The 18,667-nt window shown below is 70.2% G+C and carries 20 protein-coding genes; 13 read left to right on the top strand and 7 right to left on the bottom strand.

Annotated features, from left to right (window positions below):
• Positions 1-11: 11 nt before the first annotated feature.
• The 4 genes from KIP79_RS32970 to KIP79_RS32955 all read right to left on the bottom strand — a co-directional run bounded on the left by KIP79_RS32970 (position 12) and on the right by KIP79_RS32955 (position 1,882).
• Positions 12-317 (bottom strand): hypothetical protein, encoded by a 306-nt coding sequence (locus tag KIP79_RS32970; protein WP_214108871.1) that lies wholly within the window; start codon positions 315-317, stop codon positions 12-14.
• A 108-nt stretch (positions 318-425) separates the two neighbouring features.
• Entirely contained in the window at positions 426-842 is a 417-nt protein-coding gene (locus tag KIP79_RS32965) for a peroxiredoxin (protein WP_214108870.1), read from the bottom strand.
• A gap of 83 nt (positions 843-925) precedes the next feature.
• The gene (locus tag KIP79_RS32960) at positions 926-1,351 is read right to left on the bottom strand and encodes a DUF3052 domain-containing protein (protein ID WP_214108869.1); all 426 of its coding nucleotides are present in this window, start codon (positions 1,349-1,351) and stop codon (positions 926-928) included.
• 120 nt (positions 1,352-1,471) lie between these two features.
• Positions 1,472-1,882 carry a secondary thiamine-phosphate synthase enzyme YjbQ gene (locus KIP79_RS32955; RefSeq protein ID WP_214108868.1) on the bottom strand — a complete coding sequence of 137 codons (411 nt, stop codon included), beginning with the start codon at positions 1,880-1,882 and terminating at the stop codon, positions 1,472-1,474.
• Positions 1,883-2,274: 392 nt separating this feature from the next.
• Between KIP79_RS32955 and aceE the strand changes: the two genes are divergently transcribed.
• From aceE to KIP79_RS32920, 8 genes are all read left to right on the top strand, one after another.
• Positions 2,275-5,022, top strand: coding sequence for a pyruvate dehydrogenase (acetyl-transferring), homodimeric type (gene aceE / locus KIP79_RS32950; protein WP_214108867.1), 2,748 nt, complete (start codon positions 2,275-2,277; stop codon positions 5,020-5,022).
• Between the two features lie 98 nt (positions 5,023-5,120).
• Positions 5,121-6,812: a S1 family peptidase gene (locus KIP79_RS32945; protein ID WP_214108866.1), complete on the top strand. Its 1,692-nt coding sequence runs from the start codon at positions 5,121-5,123 to the stop codon at positions 6,810-6,812.
• Between the two features lie 116 nt (positions 6,813-6,928).
• Positions 6,929-7,462, top strand: coding sequence for a hypothetical protein (locus tag KIP79_RS47630; RefSeq protein ID WP_250214211.1), 534 nt, complete (start codon positions 6,929-6,931; stop codon positions 7,460-7,462).
• Positions 7,459-8,493 (top strand): peptidoglycan-binding protein, encoded by a 1,035-nt coding sequence (locus KIP79_RS32940; protein ID WP_308170011.1) that lies wholly within the window; start codon positions 7,459-7,461, stop codon positions 8,491-8,493. The genes KIP79_RS47630 and KIP79_RS32940 overlap by 4 nt, the downstream gene beginning before the upstream one ends.
• Entirely contained in the window at positions 8,490-9,158 is a 669-nt protein-coding gene (locus tag KIP79_RS32935) for an ABC transporter ATP-binding protein (protein ID WP_214108864.1), read from the top strand. The genes KIP79_RS32940 and KIP79_RS32935 overlap by 4 nt, the downstream gene beginning before the upstream one ends.
• Positions 9,151-10,347, top strand: a complete 1,197-nt coding sequence (locus KIP79_RS32930) for an ABC transporter permease (RefSeq protein WP_214108863.1) — start codon at positions 9,151-9,153, stop codon at positions 10,345-10,347. The genes KIP79_RS32935 and KIP79_RS32930 overlap by 8 nt, the downstream gene beginning before the upstream one ends.
• Before the next feature lie 35 nt (positions 10,348-10,382).
• Entirely contained in the window at positions 10,383-11,036 is a 654-nt protein-coding gene (locus tag KIP79_RS32925; protein WP_214108862.1) for a response regulator transcription factor, read from the top strand.
• Complete coding sequence (locus tag KIP79_RS32920) at positions 11,033-12,334, top strand: sensor histidine kinase (protein WP_214108861.1); 1,302 nt, start codon at positions 11,033-11,035, stop codon at positions 12,332-12,334. The genes KIP79_RS32925 and KIP79_RS32920 overlap by 4 nt, the downstream gene beginning before the upstream one ends.
• Here KIP79_RS32920 and KIP79_RS32915 read toward each other — a convergent pair.
• Genes KIP79_RS32915 through KIP79_RS32905 form a run of 3 tightly spaced genes read right to left on the bottom strand, consistent with a single transcriptional unit; the run spans position 12,309 to position 14,604 of the window.
• Positions 12,309-13,037, bottom strand: a complete 729-nt coding sequence (locus KIP79_RS32915) for a helix-turn-helix transcriptional regulator (protein ID WP_214108860.1) — start codon at positions 13,035-13,037, stop codon at positions 12,309-12,311. The two genes, KIP79_RS32920 and KIP79_RS32915, sit on opposite strands and share 26 nt — an antisense overlap.
• Before the next feature lie 57 nt (positions 13,038-13,094).
• On the bottom strand, positions 13,095-13,553 hold the full coding sequence (locus KIP79_RS32910; RefSeq protein WP_214108859.1) for a helix-turn-helix transcriptional regulator: 459 nt from the start codon (positions 13,551-13,553) through the stop codon (positions 13,095-13,097).
• 46 nt (positions 13,554-13,599) lie between these two features.
• Positions 13,600-14,604: a PHP domain-containing protein gene (locus tag KIP79_RS32905; protein ID WP_214108858.1), complete on the bottom strand. Its 1,005-nt coding sequence runs from the start codon at positions 14,602-14,604 to the stop codon at positions 13,600-13,602.
• A 310-nt stretch (positions 14,605-14,914) separates the two neighbouring features.
• Between KIP79_RS32905 and KIP79_RS32900 the strand changes: the two genes are divergently transcribed.
• The 5 genes from KIP79_RS32900 (at position 14,915) to KIP79_RS32880 (ending at position 18,632) form a co-directional block, all read left to right on the top strand.
• Positions 14,915-15,310, top strand: coding sequence for a hypothetical protein (locus tag KIP79_RS32900; protein WP_214108857.1), 396 nt, complete (start codon positions 14,915-14,917; stop codon positions 15,308-15,310).
• Positions 15,311-15,341: 31 nt separating this feature from the next.
• Complete coding sequence (locus KIP79_RS32895; protein ID WP_214108856.1) at positions 15,342-16,508, top strand: glutathionylspermidine synthase family protein; 1,167 nt, start codon at positions 15,342-15,344, stop codon at positions 16,506-16,508.
• Between the two features lie 45 nt (positions 16,509-16,553).
• The gene (locus KIP79_RS32890; RefSeq protein ID WP_214108855.1) at positions 16,554-17,000 is read left to right on the top strand and encodes a DUF350 domain-containing protein; all 447 of its coding nucleotides are present in this window, start codon (positions 16,554-16,556) and stop codon (positions 16,998-17,000) included.
• 155 nt (positions 17,001-17,155) lie between these two features.
• The gene (locus tag KIP79_RS50225) at positions 17,156-17,434 is read left to right on the top strand and encodes an ATP-dependent Clp protease proteolytic subunit (protein ID WP_214108854.1); all 279 of its coding nucleotides are present in this window, start codon (positions 17,156-17,158) and stop codon (positions 17,432-17,434) included.
• Between the two features lie 97 nt (positions 17,435-17,531).
• On the top strand, positions 17,532-18,632 hold the full coding sequence (locus KIP79_RS32880; protein WP_214108884.1) for a PucR family transcriptional regulator: 1,101 nt from the start codon (positions 17,532-17,534) through the stop codon (positions 18,630-18,632).
• The last annotated feature ends 35 nt before the right edge of the window (positions 18,633-18,667 follow it).

Here is an 18,667-nt window from a genome sequence, read left to right as displayed (position 1 = left end):
GGAAAGCCAGGTCACTTCCGGCCGAGCACGCGGTCCAGGGCGGCCTCCACCTCCGCCGCCAGCGAGGGAAGGTCGGGGCGGCGCGCGGCGGGGGCCTCGGCCAGCCGGACCAGACCGCAGGCGCGGCACTCCACTTCGCCGAGGCGGCGGATCAGAGCGGTGGACGCGCAGCCCGCACAGGTGTCGAGGTCGAGGTCGGGTGATCTTTGGCAGTCCGGGCAGATCAGGACCTGCGCCTCGTGGCGCACCCCACGCTTCCAGGGGCTCGCGCCGCGAACGGGGTCGGTCTGCCGGGCCCCGCAGCGACAGCAGGGCATGGTCGCCTCCCAGAACGGCAATCAGGGCAAAGGCTGGAATATGTCAGGCGATTCCCGCTGGAATGCCTATATTCGCTCAACGACGGTCTCGTCTTGAGATCGCCGGGGTCACAGGTATGTCAGCACCTCACGGTACTCACCGACGTCCCGCGCCTGCCCGACCGGGGTCATGGTCTGCCAGCGGAGGACGCCCTCACCGTCGAGAATGAAGGTGCCCCGCCGTGCGAACCCCTTCTCCCCGTCGAAGACACCGTACGCCCGGGCGGCCTGACCATGCGGCCAGAAATCCGATAGCAACGGAAATGAGTAGCCCTCGCGATCAGCCCAGGCGCGCAACGCGAACATCGTGTCGGCCGAGATCGCGAGCACCCGGGTGTCGCCCAGCTCCTTCAGGGCGTGCAGTTCGCCCTGGCAGATCCCGGTGAAGGCGAACGGAAAGAACACGATGACCACGGGCTTCCCCCGAAGCCCGGAGAGCCGGACCGGCGTGCCGTGCTGGTCGGGCAGCTCAAAGTCCGGCGCCATCTCGCCGATGACCACCTTCTACCCCCGATCAGGTTTTCACCTGCCGTACGGCGTTTGCCCGGCCGTACGGCAGGGATGAGCGGTCAGCGGCGGGCCTTGAAGACGAGCCTCGTCCCCGACCAGTCCTGTGCGGCGCTGATGCTGCTCGTCTGGGCCAGCCCGGCCGTCGTGGCGTCCTCGCCGATGTCGCTCGGCTCCACGTGGCCGTCCCGGCCGGCCTTGGGCGTCAGGAGCCAGATCTGGCCACCGTCCGCCAGCGCGGTCATGGCTTGGGTGAGGGCGTCGAACAGGTCACCGTCCTCGTCGCGCCACCACAGCAGCACCACGTCGACGACCTCGTCATAGTCCTCGTCCACCAGTTCGTTGCCGGTCAGCTCTTCGATGGACTCGCGCAGTGCGTCGTCGCAGTCCTCGTCCCAGCCGACTTCCTGCACCACCTGACCCGGCTTGAGGCCAAGTCGTTCGGCCAGGCCGCGCTCGCCCTGCGCCTGACCCGCGGTCGCGCTCACGTTCATCCCTCCTGCTTGGCTGGACCCCGCCGGAACCTCAGCGGGTATCGTTCGGCACAGTCCACACGCTGTGACCCATCGTCGTCAACGCCCGCCACGGCGAGTGACCCGCACCGTTATCTAGCAATCAGACAAAAATGACAAACGGACACGACGTTCCGCGTTGTCTATGTTCAGGTCAACCACCGCGACCGACTGCCAGGTGCCCAGCGCCAACCGGCCGCCGAGCACGGGAATCGTCGCGTACGGCGGGATCAGCGCGGGCATCACGTGGGACCGGCCGTGGCCCCTGGACCCGTGCGCGTGCCGCCACCGGTCGTCGGCGGGAAGCAGGTCGCGCAGGGCGGCGAGCAGATCCTCGTCACTGCCCGCGCCAAGCTCGATCAGCGCGATCCCGGCCGTGGCGTGCGGCACGAACACGTGTAACAGGCCATCGCCGCCACAGTCGGCGGCGAACACCTCGCATTCCCGGGTGATGTCGTGCACCCGCTCCCGCGAGCCGGTTCGCACGTCTATAACCTGAGACCTCACACGTGGATCCTACGCCCACTTTGAGCTGCGACGACGCGCTGCGTACCACTCCCAGAATGCTGAAAAATCCGTCAAAAACACGGCAAAGGTTGGCTCGGTGGCCGGGCGGGGTAGAGCTGACGTAGCACCGGCAGGGCGGCCGACACTCCCCCGGGGTCTTGGCTCAGGGGTGGCGTAACCGGGCGGACAACGGCTAGAAATCTTCCGCACGGGGGGTCAAGTGTGATGGTTGGCGGAAAACGTCCTACCATCGGTGGTCTAGGCCATGGCCCCGGGCACCTGCCGGGACATCTTGGTTTACCGGGAAGTAGAGATGCGTTTTCCGGACCGACGAGCCAGGATGGAAGCCGAACCTAGACCGACAAAAGTCCATTCTCGGAAGGCGAGACCCAGTGGCTTCCGGACGCCAGCGTTTCTCGATCATCAGCGACGGCCTACCCAGCCAACTGCCTGATGTCGACCCCAGCGAGACCCAGGAGTGGCTTGAGTCGCTCGACAACGTCATCAAGACGGAGGGCAGGACGAGGGCCCGCTACCTGATGCTGCGGCTGCTGGAACGCGCCCGCGAGCACCAGGTCGGCGTGCCCGGCCTGCGCAGCACCGACTACATCAACACCATCCCGCCGGAGCGCGAACCGTGGTTCCCCGGGGATGAGTACGTCGAGCGCCGGATCCGGGCCTACATCCGGTGGAACGCCGCGGTCATGGTCACCCGGGCCAACGCGCGGACCAACGTGGGCGGCCACATCGCCACCTACGCCTCCGCCGCGTCCCTCTACGAGGTGGGCTTCAACCACTTCTTCCGCGGCAAGGACCACGGCGAGTCCGGCGACCAGGTCTTCTTCCAGGGCCACGCGGCCCCGGGCATCTACGCCCGGGCCTTCCTGGAGGGCCGTCTCAGCGACGCCCAGCTGGACGCGTTCCGCCAGGAGCTGTCGCACGGCATCAAGGGCCTGCCGTCCTACCCGCACCCCCGGCTGATGCCGGACTTCTGGGAGTTCCCCACGGTCTCCATGGGCCTGGGCCCGATCGGCGCGATCTACCAGGCCCGGTTCAACCGGTACCTGAACGACCGCAAGATCAAGGACACCTCGCGCAGCCACGTCTGGTGCTTCCTGGGCGACGGCGAGATGGACGAGCCGGAGTCGCTCGGCGCCATCGGCCTGGCCGCCCGCGAGGAGCTGGACAACCTCACCTTCGTGATCAACTGCAACCTGCAGCGTCTTGACGGCCCGGTCCGCGGCAACGGCAAGATCATCCAGGAGCTGGAGTCGTACTTCCGGGGCGCCGGCTGGAACGTCATCAAGGTGGTCTGGGGCCGGGACTGGGACCCGCTGCTCGCCGCCGACGTGGACGGGGTGCTGGTCAACCAGATGAACACCACCCCGGACGGGCAGTTCCAGACGTACTCGGTGGAGACCGGGGCCTACATCAGGGAGCACTTCTTCGGCGGCGACCCGCGCCTGCGGAAGATGGTCGAGCACATGTCGGACGACGACATCCGCTACCTGTCCCGGGGCGGCCACGACTACCGCAAGGTCTACGCCGCCTTCAAGGCCGCCCGTGAGCACGTGGGCCAGCCGACGGTCATCCTCGCCCAGACCATCAAGGGCTGGACGCTGGGCAAGGACTTCGAGGCGCGCAACGCGACGCACCAGATGAAGAAGATGACCAAGGCCGAGCTGAAGGAGTTCCGGGACCGGCTCTACCTGCCCATCCCCGACAGCGATCTGGAAGGCGACCTGCCGCCGTACTTCCACCCGGGCGAGGACAGCGACGAGATCGCGTACATGAAGGAGCGGCGCGCCGCCCTGGGCGGGTTCCTGCCCAAACGGGTAGTACGCGCCAAGTCGCTCAAGCTGCCCGGCGACGACGCCTACAAGCAGCTGGCCAAGGGCTCCGGCAAGCAGAACGTGGCCACCACGATGGCCTTCGTCCGGCTGCTCAAGGACCTGATGCGGGACAAGGAGATCGGCCACCGGTTCGTGCCGATCATCCCGGACGAGGCGCGCACCTTCGGTATGGACGCCATGTTCCCGACCGCCAAGATCTACTCGCCGTACGGGCAGACCTACGAGGCGGTGGACCGGGACCTGCTGCTCTCCTACAAGGAGTCCACCGAGGGCCAGATCCTGCACGAGGGCATCAGCGAGGCCGGCTCGATGGCCTCCACGATCGCCGTCGCCTCGTCGTACGCCACGCACGGCGAGCACATGATCCCGATCTACATCTTCTACTCGATGTTCGGCTGGCAGCGCACCGCCGACCAGATGTGGCAGCTGGCCGACCAGATGGGCCGGGGCTTCCTGCTCGGCGCCACCGCCGGCCGCACCACGCTGAACGGTGAGGGCCTCCAGCACGAGGACGGCCACAGCCCGCTGATCGCCTCCACCAACCCGGCCGCGGTCGCCTACGACCCGTCCTGGGGCTTCGAGGTCGGCCACATCATCCGGGACGGCCTGCGCCGCATGTACGGCGAGCGTCAGGAGAACGTCTTCTACTACCTGACCGTCTACAACGAGCCCTACCCGCAGCCGGCCCAGCCCGCCGACCTGGACGTGGACGGCCTGCTGAAGGGCCTCTACCTGTTCGCCCCCGCCACCGGGGACGGCCCCAAGGCCAACATCCTGACCTCCGGGGTGGCCGGGCCGTGGGCGCTGGAGGCGCAGCGCATGCTGGCCGAGGAGTGGGGCGTGGCCGCCTCGGTCTGGTCGGCCACTTCCTGGTCGGAGCTGCGCCGCGACGCGCTCGCCGCGGAGGAGCACAACCTGCTCAACCCGGACGCCGAGCAGCGCGTGCCGTACGTGACGCGGAAGCTGTCCGGCGTGCCGGGGCCGTTCGTGGGCGTCAGCGACTACATGCGGGCCGTGCAGGACCAGATCGCGCAGTGGGTGCCCGGCGACTGGAGCTCCCTGGGCACCGATGGCTTCGGCCTCTCCGACACCCGCTCGGCGCTGCGCCGCCACTTCCACGTGGACGCGGCCTCGATCACCCTGGCGGTGCTCACCCAGCTGGCCCGCCGCGGCGAGATCAAGCAGGAGGTGCTGCGCGACGCCATCGCCCGCTACCACCTGAAGAACGGCGTCACCGAGATCGGCACCACCGCCGAGACCAACGACACCGAGACGATGGGCGTCTGACCAGCGCCAAGAGGGGGCGTCGGGAGCCGGCGCCCCCTCTTAGCGTTCGCCAAGTCAGTCACAAGTGACGGACAAGGGCGATATCTGACCATTACCGGGTGAACCTCAGAAGAATCATCGTCGCGACGGCGGCGGTGCTCGCGGTGTCGACGCCCGCGTACGCGGCCAGCCCCGAAGGGGCCGAGGAGGTCGCCGTCGGCACTGTGCTCGCCGCGAAAACGCAGCCCGCCGTGCAGCTCACCAGCCTGACCTTCACCGGCCAGGTCGTGGTGCCCACCCCGGAGATCAACCAGGGGCCGTTCAGCCAGCTCGTCCAGCAGACCACCGACGCCGTGCTCAACGGCAAGATCTCCAACGACGAGCAGAGCATCGCCAAGTACCTGTTCCAGCGCATGGCGGCCGACGTCGACCGGTACATCATCCCGGTCGCGCCCAACCGGGTGGTGGACGCCGAGATCGGCGGCATGTGCACCGGCTGGTGGGTGACCCCCGACGGGTACATGGTGACCGGCGCGCACTGTGTCGAGATGAGCGACCAGGCGCTGGCCGACACCTTCGCGCAGCAGGCGCTGTCCAAGTTCGCCGAGGAGGACGCGCAGACCGTACTGAAGGATCTGCAGAGCTTCGAGGCCGACGAGGAGATGTTCAAGCTGGCGCAGCAGGTCTACGTCACCTTCAACAGCATCCACCTCAAGATCGAGAACCTGCAGAAGAGCATCGCGGTGGTGCAGTCGCTGCCGGGCGGCGGGGTGGACAAGACCGCCAAGCCGGTCGCGGCCGAGCTGGTCTCGGTCGGCGAGAGCTACCCGGGCAAGGACTTCGCGCTGCTGAAGGTGAACGGCCAGCAGAACCTGCCGACCGTGCCGCTGGGCGAGGACTCCGACGTGCAGACCGGGTCCACGCTGTACATCAGCGGCTTCCCCGGCCTGGTCACCAACACCCCGTTCTTCAGCCTGGAGTCCAAGCTGGACCCGGCGCTGACCGAGGGGCCGTACAACGCCAAGCGGACCACGCAGGAGGGCGTGCCCTACATCCAGACCCAGGCGCCGTCCTACCACGGCAACTCGGGCGGCCCGGTGTTCAGCCGGGAGGGCAAGGTGGTCGGCATGCTGATCGCGGGCACGGTCAGCGAGGGCGGCGAGGCGTCGGAGAACGAGAGCTTCGTGCTGCCGGTCAGCGTCATCAAGGAGAAGCTCAACGAGAAGAACATCAAGCCGTCGGCGGCGCTCACCAGCACCGAGTACAACACCGCGCTCGATCTGTTCTTCAAGCGGCACTACAGCGCCGCGCTGCCCAAGTTCCGCGAGGTGCAGGCCCTGCACCCGAACCACCCGTACGTGGCCAAGTACATCACCGACTCCCAGCAGGCCATCTCCTCCGGCAAGGACGAGACCCCGCAGCCCATGACGTTCTGGCTGCTGGTCGGCGGCGGGGTACTGATCGCCATCGTGGGCGGTCTCACGGTGCTGATGCTCATCCTCAAGCGCCGCAGGAAGCCCGCGGCGGCCCGGCCCGTCGTCCAGTACGGCGTGCAGGCCACGCCCTACGTCCCCCCGGCCCCGCAGCACCAGCCGTACGCGCTGCCGGCGGCCGACCAGCCCCTGGACGGCGCCACCCGCTACGTCCGCCCCCAGCAGCAGTTCGACCGGTACGGCCAGCCGATCCCCCAGCAGCCGCCGCAGCCCGCCCACGGGCCGTCCCGGCCGTCGCAGGAGGCCCAGGTGGCGGACCTGGAGCGGGAGCTCGCCGAACTCCGCCGTCAGCTGGGCAACCGCCCGCCGTCCCACTGAACCGCCCGGGAATCCAGAAAGGCCCGCCGTTCTCCCGGCGGGCCTTTCTAATGTAAGAAACGCATAAACAAATTCGCTTAAGGCATGTTTAACCGGGTCCTCGCTATAAATCTGGCATGGCAGAAAAAGGACTCAGAATTGCCGCGCTGGCCGCGGTCTCGCTCTTCCTGACGGCCTGCGGAACCCAGCAGCCGGAGGCCCAGGTCGCCTCGGCGGCCGGCGCGAGCGGCGCCGCCGGCGCCGCGCCCTCCCCCACCACCAGCGGCGACGCACTCAAGTTCGCCCAGTGCATGCGGGAGAACGGCGTCGACATCCCCGACCCGGAGCCCGGCGGCAACCGCATCCAGCTCCGGCAGAAGCCGGGCAACGAGGGCCAGGTGGAAAAGGCCCTGAAAGCCTGCGAGCAGTACAACCCGATCGGCGAGGGCAATGCCGCGCCGGATCCCGAACTCCAGGACAAGGTACTGAAATTCGCCCAATGCATGCGGGACAACGGCGTGGACATGCCCGACCCGCAGGTGAACGGCGGCCGGGTGCGGATGGGCGGCCCGGGGATGAACCCGGACTCCCCGACCTTCCAGAAGGCGCAGAAGGCGTGCGAGCACCTGATGGACGGCTTCGGCGGCAAGCAGACGGGTGGCGGCCAGTGACGCGCCGGGGACTGCTGGCCGGGGTGGTGGCGGTCGCCGCGCTGGCGGGCGGCGGCTGGGCCGCGGCCTCGTTCGCCGTGGCCGGCGGCGACCCCGCCGAGTCCCCCACCGCCGCCCCGGTGACCACGGCCGAGATCACCCGCTCCGACCTGGTGGACAGCAAGACCGTGGACGGCACCCTCGGCTACGCGGGCCGCCGCGTGCTCCCCAACGAGGCCATGGGCACCCTCACCCGCACCAGGAAGGAGGGCACACTGGTCCGGCGCGGCGGCTGGCTGTACGCGGTGGACGGCCGCCCCGTGATCCTCATGTACGGCTCCATCCCCATGTACCGCACGCTGTCCCAGGGCAGCGAGGGCAAGGACGTCCAGCAGCTCGAACGCAACCTGAAGGCGCTCGGCTACGAGGTCGGCACGGTGGACAGGTACTTCTCCTGGCGCACCGCGCAGGCCGTACGGGAGTGGCAGGACGACCAGAACCTGGCCGAGACCGGCACGGTCGGGGCGGCCCAGGTGATCGTGGCCTCCGGGCCGGTCCGGATCGCCGAGGCGGCGGCGGAGAAGGGCGACCGGGCCGGGCAGTCGGTGGTGACCACGACCAGCACCAAGCGGGTGGTGCACATCGACCTGCCCGCCTCCGACCAGCAGTTCGCCCGCCTGGGCGCGGCCGTCACCCTGGAGACCCCCACCGGGGACACCACCAAGGGCACGATCACCGCCATCGGCACGGTGGCCCAGCCGCCCGCCCAGGACGGCGGCGAGTCCACCATCGACGTGGAGGTGACCGCCGACGGCAACCTGGGCCGCCTCGACCAGGCCCCGGTCACCGTGGACCTGCAGAGCGAGCGCCGCAAGGACGTCCTGTCGGTCCCCGTGGAGGCCCTGCTGGCGCTCCGCGAGGGCGGCTACGGCGTGCGGATCGCGGGCGGCGAGGTGATCGCGGTCGAGACCGGCCTGTTCGCCGCGGGCCGCGTCGAGATCACCGGAACCGGGCTCGCCGAGGGCCTGAAGGTCGAGGTCCCGGCCCTATGAGCGCGGTCATCGAGCTGACGGGCGCCACCAAGACCTACCCGGGCGAGGTGCACGCGCTGCGCGGCGTCGATCTGCGGGTGGACGCCGGGGAACTGGTGGCCATCATCGGGCCCTCCGGGTCGGGCAAGTCCACCATGCTCCACCTGATCGGCACGCTGGACCGGCCCAGCTCGGGCACCGTGCGCATCGCCGGGTACGACGTGGCGAAGCTGTCCGACCGGGAGCTGTCGGCACTGCGCTCCCGGTACATCGGGTTCGTCTTCCAGTCCTTCCACCTGGCGGAGGGCGTTCCTGCGCTGGACAACGTGGCCGACGGGCTGCTGTACAGCGGGGTGCCACGGCGGGAGCGGCGGGAACGCGCGGCGGAGGCGCTGAAGCGGGTGGGGCTGGGGCACCGGCTCGGACACCGCCCGGCGCAGCTGTCCGGCGGGGAGCGGCAGCGGGTGGCGGTGGCCAGGGCGGTGGTCGGGGAACCGGCGCTGCTGCTGGCCGACGAGCCGACCGGGAACCTGGACTCGGCCTCCGGCGCCGACGTGCTGGCCATCCTGGCCGAGCTGAACGCGCTGGGCACCACCGTGGCGATCATCACCCACGACAACGACGTGGCCGCCGCCGCACCCCGCCGGGTCCGGCTCAAGGACGGGCAGGTGATCGACGATGACTGACCGGCGTACCCTCCGTCCGGGGCGGCTGAGCTGGGGCGACCAGGTCCGGGTGGGCGCGGCCGGGCTGCGCGCGCGGCCCACCCGGGTGATCCTGTCCGCGCTCGGCATCGCCATCGGCATCGCCACCATGGTGGCCGTGGTCGGCATCTCCGCCTCCAGCAAGGCACGGCTGCTGGCCGAACTCGACGAGCTGGGCACCAACCTGCTCCGGGTCACCCCTGGGCAGAGCCTGTTCGGCGAGCAGGCCACCCTGCCGGTCGAGTCGCCGGCCATGATCCGCCGGATCGGCCCCATCCTGGCCGCCGGTTCCACCGGTGACACCGGGCAGCCGGTGTTCCGCAGCGACCGCATCCCGGCCACCAAGACCAGTGGCCTGGCCGTCCGGGCCGCCTCCCTGGATCTGCTTGAGGCCCTGGAGACCCCCGTACGGCACGGCGCCTGGCTGAACCAGGCCACCGCCGCCCAGCGCGCGGTGGTGCTGGGCTCCGTCGCGGCCGAACGCCTGGGCGTGCGGGAGACCGGGCAGCAGGTGTGGATCAACGGCCAGTGGTGGACGGTCACCGGCATCCTGGCCGCCAGCCCGCTGGCCCCGGAGATCGAACGCTCGGCCCTGATCGGGTATCCGGCCGCCGCCACCTACCTCCGGCACGAGGGCGATCCCAGCACGATCTACACCCGCTCGGTGGAATCCGCGGTGACCGCCGTACGGGAGGTGCTGGCCCGCACCGCCAACCCGGAGCACCCGGAGGAGGTGGACGTCAGCCGTCCCTCGGACGCGCTGGAGGCCAAGGCGGCGGCCGACAGCGCCTTCACCAACGTGCTGCTCGGCATCGGCGCGGTCGCCCTGCTGGTCGGCGGGGTCGGGGTGGCCAACACCATGGTCATCTCGGTGCTGGAACGGCGCAGGGAGATCGGCCTGCGCCGCTCCCTGGGGGCCACCCGGGGCCAGGTACGCGGCCAGTTCCTCACCGAGTCCCTGCTCCTGTCCGGCCTGGGCGGGGTGGCGGGGGCGCTGCTCGGCGCCCTGGTGACGGTTGGGTACGCGACCTGGCGGGACCTGCCCGCCGTGGTGCCCACCTGGGCGCTGGGCGGCGGTCTGGGGGCGACCCTGCTGGTCGGCACGGTGGCCGGGATCTATCCGGCGATGCGGGCCGCGCGCATGTCCCCCACGCTGGCGCTGAGCGCTTAGCTCCTGTTTAACCCCTCCCCGGGAGGATGCACCCCATGCGGGTGCTGATAGCCGAAGACGAGCGGGTGCTGGCCGACGTGGTGGCCGACGGGCTCCGCCGGGAGACCATGGCGGTGGATGTGGTCTACGACGGGGACGCCGCGCTGGAACGGGCGATGACCAACGACTACGACGTCATCGTGCTCGACCGGGACCTGCCCGCGGTGCACGGCGACGAGGTGTGCCGACGCCTCGTCGCCGAGCGCCTCCCCGCCCGGATCATCATGCTGACCGCCGCCGGGGACCTGCGCTCCAAGGTGGAGGGGCTGACCCTGGGCGCCGACGACTACCTGCCCAAACCGTTCGACTTCCCGGAACTGGTGGCCCGGCTGCGGGCACTGGCCAGGCGCACCCCGCTGGCCGTGCCGCCGGTGCTGGCCCGGGCCGGGATCACCCTGGACCCGGCCCGCCGGGAGGTCTTCCGGGAGGGCAGGTACGTTTCCCTCAGCCCGAAGGAGTTCGCCGTCCTGGAGGTGCTGCTCCGGGCGAACGGCAACGTGGTGAGCGCCGAGGATCTGCTGGAGAAGGCGTGGGACGAGAACATCAGCTACTTCACCAACTCGGTCCGGGTGACGGTGATGACGCTCCGCAAGAAGCTGGGCGCCCCGGCGGTCATCGAGACCGTCACCGGCTCCGGCTACCGACTGTGAGCCGGCTGGTGAGCGGGCGTCGGCTGCCGGTGCGCTGGCGGCTCACCATCGTCTACGGCAGCCTGTTCTTCCTGGCCGCCAGCGTGCTGGTGATCATCAACTACCTGGTGCTCGACCGCATCGTCAACCAGCGCTTCGCCATCAAGATCACGCCGGAAATCGTCGGCACCATCCCCAAGCCCACCCTCCCGATGCCGACCGACAGCCCGGCCAACCGCCTCTTCCTCTTCCAGTCCGTGGTGGAGGGCGAGGTCGACCGGTACAAGGAGCTGGTGAGCGGCTCGATGATGCAGTGGTCGATCATCGCCTCGGTGCTGATCGGGGTGGCCGGGCTGGTGGTCGGCTGGGTGGTCGCGCAGCGGGCGCTGGCCCCGCTGCTCACCATGACCGAGACGGCCCGGCGGCTGTCCGGCAGCACCCTGCACCAGCGCATCGCCCTGGACGGCCCGCGCGACGAGATCAAGGACCTGGCCGACACCTTCGACTCGATGCTGGAGCGGCTGCACCACGCCTTCGACAGCCAGCGCCGGTTCGTGGCCAACGCCTCGCACGAGCTGAAGACCCCCATCGCCATCAACCGCGCGCTGCTCCAGGTCGGGTTCGCCGACCCGCTCATCCCCGCCGCCCTCCGGCCCGTACGCGACGAGCTGCTGGCCGCCAACACCCGGCAGGAGCAGCTGATCGAGGGCCTGCTCACGCTCGCCCAGAGCGAGCGCGAGCTGACCACCCGGGAGGACGTGGACCTGCGCGACCTGGCCCAGCCCGCGATCCTCGCCCACCACCTGCCCGCCGACCCCGCCGACCGCCGCCCGGCGCCCTGCTCAGGGGACGCCGTGCTGCTGGAACGGATGATCACCAACCTGGTGGACAACGCGGTCAAGTACAACGACGAACGCGGCCTGGTGGTAGTGCGCACGGGCGCCGACCATCGGGGGGTGTTCGTGCTGGTGGATAACACCGGCCGGGTGATCGCCGACGCCCAGGCGGCCCGCCTGTTCGAGCCGTTCCGGCGGCTGGAGGCGGACAGGACCGGCTCGGCGGGCGGCGCCGGTCTCGGCCTGTCCATCGTCCGCGCGGTCGCGCACGCGCACGGCGGCACGGCCGTGGCGGCCCCCCGGCCCGGCGGCGGCCTCCGGGTCACCGTGCGCCTCCCCCGCCGCCGCCCGCGGCTGTCCGGCCAGGCTCAGGACTTGGGCGAGGCCACCGTGTTGACCTCGGGAACCACGATCCGGCCCGTTGGCGACAACCCTCTGTCGGTGTTTTCCGCGAAGTTCAGTCGAGCACCGGATAGAGCGTGATCATGTCGGGCACGTGGGAGGCGAACTCCGCCATGCGGCGGGTGGGCACCCGTTCCAGGGTGGCCTCGGCCCTGACGATGCGGTCCAGGCGGAAAACCCGGACGTCGTCGCGGAGGCGGCACCAGGCCACCAGGTACCACACCCCGCCCCTGCCGCCGACGAACACGCCGGGTTCCACCGCGCGTTCGCTCACCGCGCCGCGAACGTCGACGTACTCCATCTCCAGGACGACGCTCGCGAGCAGGGCGTTCTCGATCACCTTCGCGACCGGCCCGGCCGTCTCCAGGGTGGCCCGCTCCTCGCCCTCGCCCGGCCTCGGCGACAGCAGGTGCACCCGGGTCGCCAGTTCCCTGGCCCGCTCCCCGTCGGCTTCCGGCATCGCCGACATGAGCTTGCGTAACGCGCTCCTGGCCTGGCCGGCGAAGGGCTGGTCGGCGGCGGTGCTCAGCGCGATGGCGACCGCCACCGCCTCCTCCGGGCTGAAGTTCAGCGGCGGCAGGGACATCGATCGGTCCAGCACGTAGCCGCCGCGCCGCCCGTGTTCTGCGTAGATCGGCACCTGGGCCTCTTGCAGGGCCAGAATGTCCCGCTCGATCGTCCGCGCGCTGACCTCGAAGCGCTCCCCCAGCTCCCGCGCCGACCTGGGCCGGGGGGAGGCGCGCAACGCTTCGACGATCGCGTAAAGCCGCTCTGTACGGTTCACACCGCAGACCCTAGAAAACGCCACCGACATTTTCCGGTGGCCGGTGGGGCGCGAGCGTCAGGTGGGCAGGGCCGCCGCCAGCTCGGCCATGCGGGCCTGGGAGGGCTCCGGATAACGTTCGGCGGTCACGGTGGCCCGGGTGATGCGGTCCAGCCGGAACACCCGGACATCCTCCCGCAACCGGCACCAGGCCACCAGGTACCAGTAGCCGCCCCTGCCGCCCAGGCAGATGCTGGGTTCCACCTCGCGGGTGGTCACCCCGCCCTTGGTGTCGTGGTACTCGATGCGGAGCACCCGCCGCCCGGCCAGCGACCGGTCGATCGCCCGCTTCACCTCGTCGGAGGGATCGAGCAGGTAACCCCCGGGATCCAGCCGGATGGGCACGCCCTCGGCCTGGAGGCGGGCGATGTCGCGGACGATGGTGCGCTTGCTGACGTCGAGGCGCTCGGCCAGTTCCTTGGCGGACAGGCGGCCGTTCGTGCGTAACTCCTCGACCAGCGCTTCTCGACGGTCCATGACCCCGAAACTACGCGGCGTGAGCGACAAAACCGGTCGTAAACACCTAACCGACCGGCCACATCCTCGTGTTCACCACCCGTTCCGGCCCGATCCCGCAGAGCGCGGCCCGCTCGCAGCCGTACCGCTGCCAGTCCAGCTGGCCGGGCGCGTGCGCGTCGGAGTCGATCGCGAAGTCGCACCCCATCTCGTAGGCCAGGCGCATCAGCCGCTTCGGCGGGTCCAGCCGGTCCGGCCGGGAGTTGATCTCCACGGCCACGTCGAACCGGCGGCAGGCCTCGAACACCAGCTCCGCGTCGAACCGCGACTCCGGCCGGAGCCCGCCGCGCTTGCCGCCCGCCTTGACGATGCGCCCGGTGCAGTGGCCGAGCACGTCCACGTGCGGGTTGGCGATGGCGGTGACCATGCGCCGGGTCATGTCCTCGGCGTCCATCCGCAGCTGGGAGTGCACGCTGGCCACCACCATGTCCAGGCGTTCCAGCAGTTCGGGCTCCTGGTCCAGGGAACCGTCCGGGAGGATGTCCACCTCGATGCCGGTGAGCAGCCGGAAGGGCAGCAGCCGGGGCGCGAGCTCGGCGATCGTGTCCAGCTGCTTGGCCAGCCGCTCCGCCGACAGGCCGTTGGCCACCGTGAGCCGGGGCGAATGGTCGGTGATCACCAGGTATTCGTGGCCGAGTCCCTGGGCTGCGGCGGCCATCTCCTCGATGGAGGAGCCTCCGTCCGACCAGTCGGAGTGGGCGTGCAGGTCGCCCTTGAGCGCCTGGCGGAGTTCGGCGGCGGCCTGGTCCAGGTCTTCCCCGGCGGTGGCCTCCAGGCGGCGCAGGTAGGTGGGAACCTCCCCGTTGAGTGCCTCGGTGACGGCCAGGGCGGTGACCTTGCCGATGCCCTTGAGCCCGGTCAGCCCTCCGTCGCGGGCCAGCCGCTGCAGCTCTCCGGGCGGCAGGTCGGCGAGCGTGGCGGCGGCGCCGCGGAAGGCCCGCACGCGGTAGGTGGGCTCGCCCGCGCGTTCCAGCAGGAACGCGATGCGCTTCAACGCCTCGACCGGATCCATGCCACGGACGTTACCTGGCCCGCATGGGGTGGACCGTTCCGAACCGTTACGAGCTGGAACTCCCTCTAGATCTGTTCCGTTTCTCCCCGCAACGGTAGTCTTTCCCGACCCTCGACAATCATGGAGCGGTATGGCCGACACCGGGGACCGCGGTCCCATCCCACCTCCTTACGGGTCGACACCGCCGCCACCACCACCGGGCGGAATGCCACCGCCCGGTATGCCCCCGGGCGGGATGCCGCCCCCGCCCCCACCGCCCGGAATGCCCTATGGGATGCCGCCGGGCGGAATGCCTCCACCGCCACCAGGGATGACCGGCCCGCTGATGCCGCCGCCACCGCCGAAGAAGAGCAAGGCCTCCACGGCCATCAAGCTCGGCACCATCGGCGTGCTCTCCACCCTCGTGGTCGGCTTCTGCGCCGCGCAGAACAGCTACGACGAGGTGGACGCCGACTGCGTCGACATGTCCAACCAGCTCCCCGACGGCTCGTACGCGGTGGTGGACGACGACTTCTGCGACGACGACTCCCACTCCCACTACCGGGGCTCGCACGGCGCCTACGGCTGGTACTACGGCGGGCGCCGGGTCGGCAGGCACGTGACCGGCGGCACCTCCTTCCGCCCGGCGGACGCGCAGATCACCAGCCGGAGCGGCAAGGTGGTCCAGCGCGGCGGCTTCGGCTCGCACGGCAGCAGCGGCAGTTGACCCCCAGAATGACCACCGGAATGACCCCCGAATGAGACGAGAGGCGTCGGCGCCCCGGCCGGACTGGGCCGCCACCGTGGAGTCGCACGGCCTCGCCTACCACCGCTCCGCCCACCCGGACGGGCTGGCCAGGCCGTACTGGGACGAGAGCGTGCACTACGTCTTCACCATGGACGAGGTGCTCCAGTTGGAGGCGCAGGTCGAGGAACTGCACCGGATGTGCCTGGCCGCGGTGGACCATGTGGTCAGCCGCAACCGGTTCGCCGACTTCGCCATCCCCTACCACTGGCAGGCGGCCGTGGCCGAGTCCTGGCGGCGCCGGGACCCGCACGTGTTCGGCAGGTTCGACCTCCGCTACGACGGCGCGGGGCCGGTCAAGCTGCTGGAGTACAACGCCGACACCCCCACCAGCCTGCTGGAGAGCTCGGTGGTGCAGTGGTTCTGGCTGCAGGAGGTGTTCCCCGGCGACGACCAGTGGAACTCCATCCACGAACGCCTGATCGACCGGTGGAAGGCGATCGGCCCGGGCTTCCCCACCGGACCGACGCACTTCGCCTGGACGAACATGGACGAGACCGGCGAGGAGGCGATGACCCTCGGCTACCTCCAGGAGACCGCCCAGCAGGCCGGTCTGATCACCGCCGCCATCGCGATGGAGGACATCGGCTGGGACGCGATCAACCGGCGCTTCGTGGACATGGAGCACCGGGTGATCCGGTCGCTCTGCAAGCTGTACCCCTGGGAGTGGATCGTCGCCGAGCCGTTCGGCGAGCACGCCCTGCGGCTCCAGCCGTCGATGGCCTGGGTCGAGCCGCCCTGGAAGATGCTGCTCTCCAACAAGGCGCTGCTGGCGATCCTCTGGGAGATGTATCCGGGGCATCCCAACCTGCTCCCGGCGTACCTGGACGGACCTCGTGACATTTCCCGATATATCCGGAAGCCGTTGCTCGGCCGGGAGGGCGCCTCGATGACGATCGTCTCCCCCGAACCCGGGCAGTCCGTACAGACCGCGGGCCAGTACGGCGCCGAGGGGTTCGTCTACCAGGAGTTCCAGGCGCTGCCCGACTTCGACGGCTGGCGCCCGGTCCTGGGCGCCTGGATGGTCGAGGACGAGTCCGCCGGGCTCGGCATCCGGGAGACCGCCGGTCTGATCACCGATGACACCTCCTCCTTCGTCCCGCACCGCATCCACGGATAGACCCACGCACTCCCGTCTGCACCGCCCTCAAGGAGCACCCCCACCATGGACACCACGACCACCAGCTTCGGCGAGGTCCTCGCCAACGGCAGCCTCGCCATCCTTGCGTACGCCATCCTCGGCGTGCTGCTGCTCGTCGCCGGGTTCTACGTGATCGACATGGCCACCCCTGGCCGCCTCGCCAAGATCATCCGCGAGGAGCGCAACCCCAACGCCACCGCGCTGACCTCCTCGGCGATGGCCGCCATCGCGCTGATCGTGGCCGCCTCGATCTTCTCCTCCGGCGGCGCGCTGCGCGAGGGCCTGATCGCCACCCTGGTCTTCGGCCTGATCGGCATCGCCGTGCAGACCGTGGGCATGATGGTGTTCGACAAGATCGCCGGAATCTCGGTGCGCTCGCTGACCCAGGAGCCCCAGCTCCAGCCGGCCACCGTGCTGCTCTCGGTCACCCACGTCGCGATCGGCCTCATCACCGCGGTCGCCGTCATCTGAAATCGCGGAATTATCCCCGCGAAGGCCGGTCCACTGACGGCAGAATATGCCGACAGTGGAATGCGCCCCCGGCGAAACCAGCTCCCGGTCTTTTACCCGCCCGGTTAGCGTCATTTTCCGTAAAGGTGGTTCCGGAAACAGGACGGGTGACGTACATGGCCGGACAGTTCTCGGCGGACGGCGGCGAGCACATCAGCAGGCGCCTGCTGAACGAGCGCATCATCATGCTCGGACAGGAGGTGAACGACGAGATCGCCAACCGGACCAAACGCCTGCTGGCCGAGCGCACCGCCTTCCACACCGGCCAGCCGATCGAGCGCATCGAGGCCGACGCCGACCGGGACCGCTGGTTCACCGCCGAGGAGGCCCGCGAGTACGGTTTCATCGACCACGTGGTGGCCAACCCCGCGCACATCGGTTCCGGAAAATCCTGAGACACGTCCAGGGCGGCACCAGCACACGCGACCTGGCACGCTTGTAGGCGTGAATGACAGGGTCCGGGAGGACACGGCGCGGCGGTTGGACCGGGCGATGGGCAGCCTCGGCACGGCCGCGATGGCGCGCATGGAGGAACAGCTCGCCTGGTATCGCGCCCTGTCGGCCGAGGACAGGTCCTGGGTCGGCCTGGTGGCCCAGGCCGGCATCGCCGCGTTCGTGGAGTGGTTCGGCCACGCCGGCGAGGACCGGCCGACGCCGAGCATCGAGTTCTTCGGCACCGCGCCGCGCGAGCTGAAGCGGAGCGTCTCGCTCCAGCAGACCGTCGACCTGGTCCGCATCGTGGTGGAGGTGGTGGAGGCCGAGGCCGACGAGCTGGCCTCCCCCGGCGGCGAGGAGCAGCTCCGCCACGCCATGCTCCGCTACACCAGGGACGTGGCCTTCGCCGCCGCCCAGGTGTACGCCAGGGAGGCCGAGGCCAGGGGCTCCTGGGACGCCCGGCTGGAGGCGCTGATCGTGGACGCCCTGGTCCGCGGCGAGGTGGACGACGGCCTGCACTCCTGGGCCGCCGCGCTCGGCTGGACCTCCGCCCCGGTGGTGGTCTTCGCCGGGTTCGCGCCGGACGAGGACCCGCGGACCGTCATCGACGGCCTGCGCGACAAGGGCCGCAGGTCCGGCCACGACCTGCTGGCCGGGGTGCAGGGCGAGCGGCTCATCGTGATCGTGGGCGGCGCCGACAGCATCAAGGACGCGGCGCGGAGTGTGGTCCCCAGGTTCGCCGCCGGGCCCATCGTGATCGGCCCCGAGGTCTCCGACCTGCACGCGGCGGCCCGCTCGGCCCGGGCCGCCATCGCCGGGCTGCGCGCCGCGGCCGCCTGGCCGGACGCGCCCCGCCCGGTGCTGGCCGAGGACCTGCTGGCCGAGCGGGCCATCGACGGCGACGAGGACGCCCGCGCCCAGCTGGTGGAGAACGTGTTCAAGCCGCTGGCCGGCACCCCGCTGCTGGACACCCTGGCGACCTACCTGGAGCAGGGCACCTCGCTGGAGGCCACCGCCCGGCTGCTGTTCGTGCACCCGAACACGGTGCGGTACCGGCTGCGTAAGATCACCGAGCTGACCGGCTACCAGCCGACGGAAGGCAGGTCCGCATTCACCCTGCAGGTGGGACTGATACTCGGTCGGCTGACCGTAACCTAGCCGATTCGTGGTAACCGCTGGGAAACCTGTTCTGT

Origin of the sequence: Acrocarpospora catenulata (assembly GCF_018476525.1) — a bacterium.
GTDB lineage: Bacteria > Actinomycetota > Actinomycetes > Streptosporangiales > Streptosporangiaceae > Acrocarpospora > Acrocarpospora catenulata.
Note: the sequence above shows the minus strand (reverse complement) of the source record. Positions and strands in the feature narration are given on the sequence as shown.

Coding starts and splice junctions, on each gene's coding strand:
- KIP79_RS32880 (WP_214108884.1), top strand. CDS start 17,532: ATGGGCAGCCTCGGCACGGCCGCGATGGCGCGCATGGAGGAACAGCTC.
- KIP79_RS32905 (WP_214108858.1), bottom strand. CDS start 14,604: ATGGATCCGGTCGAGGCGTTGAAGCGCATCGCGTTCCTGCTGGAACGC.
- KIP79_RS32890 (WP_214108855.1), top strand. CDS start 16,554: ATGGACACCACGACCACCAGCTTCGGCGAGGTCCTCGCCAACGGCAGC.
- KIP79_RS32910 (WP_214108859.1), bottom strand. CDS start 13,553: ATGGACCGTCGAGAAGCGCTGGTCGAGGAGTTACGCACGAACGGCCGC.
- KIP79_RS32925 (WP_214108862.1), top strand. CDS start 10,383: ATGCGGGTGCTGATAGCCGAAGACGAGCGGGTGCTGGCCGACGTGGTG.
- KIP79_RS32930 (WP_214108863.1), top strand. CDS start 9,151: ATGACTGACCGGCGTACCCTCCGTCCGGGGCGGCTGAGCTGGGGCGAC.
- KIP79_RS50225 (WP_214108854.1), top strand. CDS start 17,156: ATGGCCGGACAGTTCTCGGCGGACGGCGGCGAGCACATCAGCAGGCGC.
- KIP79_RS32895 (WP_214108856.1), top strand. CDS start 15,342: ATGAGACGAGAGGCGTCGGCGCCCCGGCCGGACTGGGCCGCCACCGTG.
- KIP79_RS47630 (WP_250214211.1), top strand. CDS start 6,929: ATGGCAGAAAAAGGACTCAGAATTGCCGCGCTGGCCGCGGTCTCGCTC.
- KIP79_RS32965 (WP_214108870.1), bottom strand. CDS start 842: ATGGCGCCGGACTTTGAGCTGCCCGACCAGCACGGCACGCCGGTCCGG.
- KIP79_RS32900 (WP_214108857.1), top strand. CDS start 14,915: ATGACCGGCCCGCTGATGCCGCCGCCACCGCCGAAGAAGAGCAAGGCC.
- KIP79_RS32970 (WP_214108871.1), bottom strand. CDS start 317: ATGCCCTGCTGTCGCTGCGGGGCCCGGCAGACCGACCCCGTTCGCGGC.
- KIP79_RS32935 (WP_214108864.1), top strand. CDS start 8,490: ATGAGCGCGGTCATCGAGCTGACGGGCGCCACCAAGACCTACCCGGGC.